The sequence below is a fragment of the Halobacillus campisalis genome (assembly GCF_030345335.1).
Classification (GTDB): domain Bacteria; phylum Bacillota; class Bacilli; order Bacillales; family Halobacillaceae; genus Halobacillus_A; species Halobacillus_A campisalis.
On sequence record NZ_JAPVRC010000023.1, the window covers coordinates 1 to 467 of the forward strand.

The following is a 467-nucleotide window of genomic DNA, read 5'->3' on the forward strand; positions in this document are numbered from 1 at the left end:
CGGATCAGAAGGTTAGGGGTTCGACTCCTCTCGGGCGCGCCATTACTTACGGGAAGTAGCTCAGCTTGGTAGAGCACTTGGTTTGGGACCAAGGGGTCGCAGGTTCGAATCCTGTCTTCCCGACCATCGATGTTCTAACTCTAGCAAACATAAAACTTCCATATATAACGCGGGTGTAGTTTAGTGGTAAAACCTCAGCCTTCCAAGCTGATGATGAGGGTTCGATTCCCTTCACCCGCTCCAAAAAAACTTTACCATTGGGGCCTGTAGCTCAGCTGGTTAGAGCGCACGCCTGATAAGCGTGAGGTCGGTGGTTCGAGTCCACTCAGGCCCACCATTGAACATTTGATCTTTGAAAACTGAACGAACCAACCAGTACGTCAAGTCTTCTTTCTACTAAAGAAGGAAGTAAAACAAGCACATTCGGTGTGCAAATGAGCAAGTCAAACTAACTTTTATGGAGAGTT

Annotated in this window: 3 tRNA genes; all 3 read left to right on the forward strand. The window is 47.8% G+C overall.

Features of this window, described 5'->3' with window-relative positions:
- Positions 1-49 precede the first annotated feature (49 nt).
- Positions 50-126: transfer RNA gene (locus O2Q26_RS18990), tRNA-Pro, on the forward strand.
- A gap of 43 nt (positions 127-169) precedes the next feature.
- Positions 170-243 (forward strand) — tRNA-Gly (locus tag O2Q26_RS18995).
- Positions 244-260: 17 nt separating this feature from the next.
- Positions 261-337: transfer RNA gene (locus tag O2Q26_RS19000), tRNA-Ile, on the forward strand.
- The last annotated feature ends 130 nt before the right edge of the window (positions 338-467 follow it).